At 70.4% G+C, this 6,167-nt stretch carries 6 protein-coding genes; all 6 read right to left on the bottom strand.

What is annotated here, in order from left to right:
• Positions 1-21: 21 nt before the first annotated feature.
• Positions 22-405 (bottom strand): helix-turn-helix domain-containing protein, encoded by a 384-nt coding sequence (locus ACFU99_RS29425; RefSeq protein ID WP_384397777.1) that lies wholly within the window; start codon positions 403-405, stop codon positions 22-24.
• Between the two features lie 94 nt (positions 406-499).
• The gene (locus ACFU99_RS29430) at positions 500-1,030 is read right to left on the bottom strand and encodes a CinA family protein (RefSeq protein ID WP_384397779.1); all 531 of its coding nucleotides are present in this window, start codon (positions 1,028-1,030) and stop codon (positions 500-502) included.
• 152 nt (positions 1,031-1,182) lie between these two features.
• Complete coding sequence (gene pgsA, locus ACFU99_RS29435; protein ID WP_384397781.1) at positions 1,183-1,836, bottom strand: CDP-diacylglycerol--glycerol-3-phosphate 3-phosphatidyltransferase; 654 nt, start codon at positions 1,834-1,836, stop codon at positions 1,183-1,185.
• The gene (gene rimO / locus ACFU99_RS29440) at positions 1,833-3,323 is read right to left on the bottom strand and encodes a 30S ribosomal protein S12 methylthiotransferase RimO (protein ID WP_384397783.1); all 1,491 of its coding nucleotides are present in this window, start codon (positions 3,321-3,323) and stop codon (positions 1,833-1,835) included. Before rimO ends, pgsA begins: the two co-directional genes overlap by 4 nt.
• 52 nt (positions 3,324-3,375) lie before the next feature.
• A complete protein-coding gene (locus ACFU99_RS29445) occupies positions 3,376-4,182 on the bottom strand; it encodes a helix-turn-helix domain-containing protein (protein WP_384397785.1) in 807 nt (268 codons plus the stop codon).
• A 260-nt stretch (positions 4,183-4,442) separates the two neighbouring features.
• A partial coding sequence (locus tag ACFU99_RS29450; protein ID WP_384397787.1) for a DNA translocase FtsK occupies positions 4,443-6,167 on the bottom strand: 1,725 nt, incomplete at its 5' end.

A 6,167-nucleotide genomic window follows, 5' to 3' on the forward strand; every position in this document is an offset into this window, starting at 1 on the left:
GGAAAAGCACAAGCGCCGCTCTCAGGCCGCGACCAAATCCACGGCCTCTGCGGGCGCCTTGATGGTCACCCGTTCCCCTGGGACGCCCGTCACGGACGTCACGGATACCGAATTGAGCATCGGCCGCATCGGCGCGGGTACCGGCTCGCTCGCCGCCGCCGACTGCGCCAGCTCGGCGAGCGACAGTTCGTCGCTGACCTCGCGCATGACCTCGGACATCCGTACGTCCAGAGCGTCGCAGATTGCGGAGAGAAGCTCGGAGGACGCCTCCTTCTGCCCCCGCTCGACCTCGGAGAGGTAACCGAGCGAGACCCTGGCTGAGGAAGAGACCTCGCGCAGAGTGCGGCCCTGGCGCTGGCGCTGCCGACGCAGCACGTCACCCAGCAGGCGACGGAGCAAAATCATCGGTGGCTCCCTCCTTGGACCGCGAATCCGGATCCTTCACGCCCCACCGTACCGCCTCGGGGTCCAGCCGTGCGGGGAGCGATGTCGTGTTCACTCAGGGCTGCAAACATCCAGAACCCCCACCATGTTCCGTATCCTGTGTCCGCGCATTTTCGATCAGTTCGCCCAGCAGCACCTTCAGCGCCATCCGGACGCTCTCCGCCCGGATGCCGGCCCGGTCGCCGCGCAGCGCCAGCTTCCGTACGGACCCGGCGCCGCCCGGCCCCGCGGCGGCGACGAACACCGTTCCCACCGGCTGCCCGTCCTGCGGTTCGGGGCCCGCGACGCCCGTCGTGGCGACGCCCCAGTCGGCGCTCAGCGCCGCCCGCACACCCTCCGCCATCTGCCGGGCGACCTCGCCGTCGACCGCTCCGCGCGCGCTCAGCAGTGCGGCGTCCACGCCCAGCACCGCCGCCTTGATCTCGGTCGCGTACGCGGTCACCGAGCCCCGGAAGACCCGCGAGGCACCCGGTACGGCCGTCAGCTCGGCGGCCACCAGGCCGCCCGTGAGGGACTCCGCGGCGGCCAGCGTCTGCCCCCGCTCGGCCAGCGCCCTCAGCACCTCGGCCGCGGCCCACGTCCCCACAGCCCGCGCCCCCGAAGCACCGGCCTCATCAGCACCAGAGGGCTCAACAACATCACCAGCCGGGCCTACTCCAACAGCATCACGGGACGCGGCAGACGCAGCAGACGCAGCAACATCACGGGGATCGCCCCGGCCCCCCACACCGCCCCCCGTCACCGCACGGACTCCCGGCCGGCCCTCTCGCGCTCCGCCGCCAGCCCCGCCCGCCGCAGCACGACCGCCTGCCGTACGTAATCGAGCCCCGTCAGCACCGTCAGCGCCACGGCCACCGCCATCACCCACAGCCGGAACGTGGCCAGCGGCCCCGTCAGCGCCAGGATGTACATGCCCACGGCCGTGCCCTGCGCGAGCGTCTTCATCTTGCCGCCGCGGCTGGCCGGGATGACGCCGTGCTTGATGACCCAGAACCGCATCAGCGTGATGCCGATCTCACGGAAGAGGATCACGCCCGTGACCCACCACGGCAGATCGCCCAGGGCGGAGAGGCAGAGCAGCGCCGCCCCCATGATCGCCTTGTCCGCTATCGGGTCGGCGATCTTCCCGAAGTCGGTGACCAGGTTGTATCTGCGGGCCAGATGGCCGTCGAAGAGGTCGGTGATCATGGCGATCGCGAACGCGGCCCAGGCGAAGGAGCGCCAGGCCGGGTCGTAGCCGCCGTTGTGGAGCATCAACAAGACAAAGCCGGGCACAAGGAACAGCCGCACCATGGTGAGGATGTTGGCGATATTCCATAGTCCCGCCGGTGCCACTGTCGCCGTCGCCGTGGCCGAGTGCCCACCAGCGGCGGAGGCCGGGACTCCGGTCATCTGCGCGCCTCCTCGGTACAGCCGTCGTCGCCCAGCGGTTCGGCGACCAGGTCCACGCCCTCGGTCGCGACCACCTTTGCCACGACCATACGGCCCGGCGCAAGATCACGGTCACCCGTGAGGATGGTCTGGCCATCGGTCTCGGGCGCCTGGTGCGCGGCCCGGCCGATCACCCCGTCCTCCTCGTCGACCCGGTCGACCAGCACCTCGACCGTCTCCCCGAGCCGCTCCTCGGCGCGCTGCGCCGTGAGCTCCTCGGCCAGCCGGGAGATGCGCTCCAGCCGCTCCGCGACGACGTCCTCGGAGAGCTTGTCCGCGTAGCCGGCCGCCTCGGTGCCGTCCTCGTCGGAGTAGCCGAAGACGCCGATGGCGTCCAGCCGCGCGCCGGTGAGGAAGCGTTCCAGCTCCGCGACGTCGTCCTCCGTCTCACCGGGGAAGCCCACGATGAAGTTGGAGCGGGCGCCGGCCTGCGGTGCCTTGGCCCGTACCTCCTGAAGGAGGCCCAGGAATCTGTCGGTGTCGCCGAAGCGGCGCATCGCGCGCAGCACACCCGGCGCCGAGTGCTGGAAGGACAGGTCGAAGTAGGGCGCGACCTTCTCCGTGGAGGTCAGCACGTCGATCAGGCCGGGCCGCATCTCGGCGGGCTGGAGGTAGCTGACCCGGATGCGCTCCAGGCCGTCGATCGCCGCCAGCTCCGGCAGCAGCGTCTCCAGCAGCCGGATGTCGCCGAGGTCCTTGCCGTACGAGGTGTTGTTCTCGGAGACCAGCATGATCTCCTTCACGCCCTGCTCGGCCAGCCAGCGGCTCTCGCCGAGCACGTCGGAGGGGCGGCGCGAGATGAAGGAGCCGCGGAAGGAGGGGATGGCGCAGAACGAGCAGCGGCGGTCGCACCCGGAGGCGAGCTTCACCGAGGCGACGGGGCTGGAGTCCAGGCGGCGGCGGAGCGGCGCACGCGGGCCGGAGGCCGGGGCGACGCCCTCGGGGAGGTCCGCGGGGGGCGTGTCCTGCGCGTGGCCGGGCAGCGAGACGGCGGCGGACTGCCGCTCGGCCGGGCTGATCGGCAGCAGCTTGCGCCGGTCGCGCGGGGTGTGCGAGGCGTGGACGCCGCCGGACAGGATGGTCTGAAGGCGGTCGGAGATGTCGGCGTAGTCGTCGAAGCCGAGCACTCCGTCGGCCTCGGGCAGTTCCTTGGCGAGCTCCTTGCCGTACCGCTCGGCCATGCAGCCGACGGCGACCACGGCCTGCGTACGGGCTCTCCCCTCGCTCGCGGCGTCCTTGAGGTCATTGGCTTCGAGCAGCGCGTCGACGGAGTCCTTCTTGGCGGCCTCGACGAATCCACAGGTGTTGACGACGGCGACATCGGCTTCGGCGGCGTCCTCGACGAGGTCCCAGCCGTCCGCTGCCAAGCGGCCTGCCAGCTCCTCCGAGTCCACCTCGTTACGGGCGCAGCCAAGTGTGACAAGAGCGACGGTACGGCGTTCGGGCATAGGGCTCAGCGTACTTTGTCCTGAGGCCGCCTCCGGTGCCACGTGCTGATGATCACCCTGCTTCGGGGTCGCCCTTGGTGTAGCTCAGCCGCTGGACCTGCCCGTTGTCGCCGACGTGCTTGATCTCTTTGCCGTTCACGAAGAGCTGTACGGCCCCGGCGTTGCCCAGCACCAGGTCGATCTGCTGCTCGTCGGTGAAGGTCTTGGACGCGCCTTCCTTCAGCACCAGTTCGTCCATCAGCCGGCCGTTGTGATCCTTGGCGGAGATCCAGCTGGCGGCCTCGGTGGCGGTGACCTTGACCGTGACCTTGTTGCCCGGAGCCGCGGCAATGGCGCTTTCGGAGGGGTCCGGCTTGGGGTCGGCGGGCTTGCTCGGGCTCGGGCTGTGGGCGGGGGTGGACTGGCGTGCCGTCGGGCTGTCGGCCGCGACGGGCCGGCCGCCTTCCTTGTCGCCGCCGCTGAAGAGGGTGAAGCCGACGAATCCGACGACGGCGACGATCGCGGCGACCATGGCCGCGGTCCAGTTGGGGCGCCGCGGCTCGGACCGGATCCGCTCCGCCTCGAAGAGCGGGGCCGCCGGGGTCGGCGACGGCCGGCCGCCGTGCTCGGCGTCGTACTGCTCGATGAGGGCGGCGGGGTCGAGGCCGACGGCGCGGGCGAGCGTACGGATGTGTCCGCGGGCGTAGACGTCGCCGCCGCAGCGCGAGAAGTCGTCCTGCTCGATCGCGTGCACGATCGGGGCGCGTACGCGCGTGGTCGAACTGATCTCGTCGACGGTCAGTCCGGATTCGACGCGGGCCTGCCGGAGGCGGCGGCCGATGGAGGGGCGGCCGTCGTCGGGAGAGTTGCCGATGGACACGAGAGCGCCTTTCGAGCGTGCAGCCACCTGCTGGAGGTTCAGTTTAGGGGGGATGCGAAAGGGTCGGGCAAGCGGAAAGCAGGCCTTTGTACGCCATCAGAATGCCCTGGCGTACGCCATCGGACGCTCTGAGACACCGATGGTGATACATCGGCCCTGCCCCTTCCCCAACTTGACGCACAGCCGAGGGAAACGGTTGCTCACCATTTCCCCACGGACGGGTCCCGCCGCCGCCTCTTCCTCACGCCGCTCACGGCTGCTCACGGCTGGGACTCCCCGCGGATGATGGCGAGCACCCCGTCCAGCTCGTCCGGCTTGACCATCACGTCGCGCGCCTTGGAGCCCTCGCTCGGCCCCACGATGCTCCGCGACTCCATCAGGTCCATGAGCCTGCCCGCCTTCGCGAAGCCCACACGCAGTTTCCGCTGGAGCATCGAGGTCGAGCCGAACTGGGTGGAGACGACCAGCTCCGCCGCCTGGCACAGCAGGTCGAGGTCGTCGCCGATATCCTCGTCGATCTCCTTCTTCTTGGCCGTCCCGACCGTGACGTCGTCCCGGAAAACCGGCGCCATCTGGTCCTTGCAGTGCTGCACGATGGCCGCGACCTCGTCCTCCGTGACGAAGGCGCCCTGCATACGGACCGGCTTGTTGGCCCCCATCGGCAGGAAGAGGCTGTCGCCCTTGCCGATGAGCTTCTCGGCGCCGGGCTGGTCGAGGATGACGCGGCTGTCGGCGAGGGAGGAGGTGGCGAAGGCCAGCCGGGACGGCACGTTGGCCTTGATCAGACCGGTGACGACGTCGACGGACGGACGCTGCGTGGCCAGCACCAGGTGGATGCCGGCGGCCCGCGCGAGCTGGGTGATGCGGACGATCGAGTCCTCGACGTCCCGCGGGGCGACCATCATCAGGTCGGCGAGCTCGTCGACGATCACCAGCAGGTACGGGTACGGGGACAACTCCCGTTCGCTGCCCTCCGGCGGCTTCGCCTTGCCGCTGCGCACGGCCGCGTTGAAGTCGTCGATGTGCCGGTAGCCGTACGCCGCGAGATCGTCGTAGCGCAGGTCCATCTCGCGCACCACCCATTGCAGCGCCTCGGCGGCGCGCTTGGGGTTGGTGATGATCGGGGTGATCAGGTGCGGGATGCCCTCGTAGGCGGTCAGCTCGACGCGCTTGGGGTCGACGAGCACCATCCGTACGTCCTCGGGCGTGGCGCGCACCATGATCGAGGTGATCAGGCAGTTGATGCAGGACGACTTGCCGGAGCCGGTGGCGCCGGCGACCAGGACGTGCGGCATCTTCGTCAGGTTGGCCATCACGTAGCCGCCCTCGACGTCCTTGCCGAGCGCGACGAGCATCGGGTGCTCGTCGCCGGCCGAGTCGGCCAGCCGCAGCACGTCGCCGAGGTTGACCATCTCGCGGTCGGTGTTCGGGATCTCGATGCCGACCGCGGACTTGCCGGGGATCGGGCTGATGATCCGGACGTCCGGGCTGGCCACGGCGTAGGCGATGTTCTTGGTGAGCGCGGTGATCCGCTCGACCTTCACGGCCGGGCCGAGCTCCACCTCGTACCGGGTGACCGTCGGCCCGCGGGTGAAGCCGGTGACGGACGCGTCCACCTTGAACTCGGTGAACACGGTCGTCAGCGAGGCGACTATCGCGTCGTTGGCGGCGCTGCGGGTCTTGCCGGGCCCGCCGCGCTCCAGCAGGTCCAGGGAGGGCAGCGAGTAGGTGATGTCGCCGGCCAGCTGTAGCTGCTCGGCGCGCGCCGGGAGTACGGGCGAGGGCTCGGGCGATGCCTTGGTGAGGTCGGGGACGCCGCCACTGGGCTCCTTCTTGTCCCGCTTCACCCCCGGTACGGGCGCGTCGGCAGCCGCCTGCTGCTCGGCGCCGCGCGCGGTGGGCACGGAGCCCGTACGCTCCCGCTCGGCCGAGATGCCGCTGCTGAGCCCGGCGACGAGCGGCGAGGGCTGCACGCCGTGCAGCAC

Source organism: Streptomyces sp. NPDC057654, from assembly GCF_042800135.1.
In the GTDB taxonomy this organism is placed as follows: Bacteria; Actinomycetota; Actinomycetes; order Streptomycetales; family Streptomycetaceae; genus Streptomyces.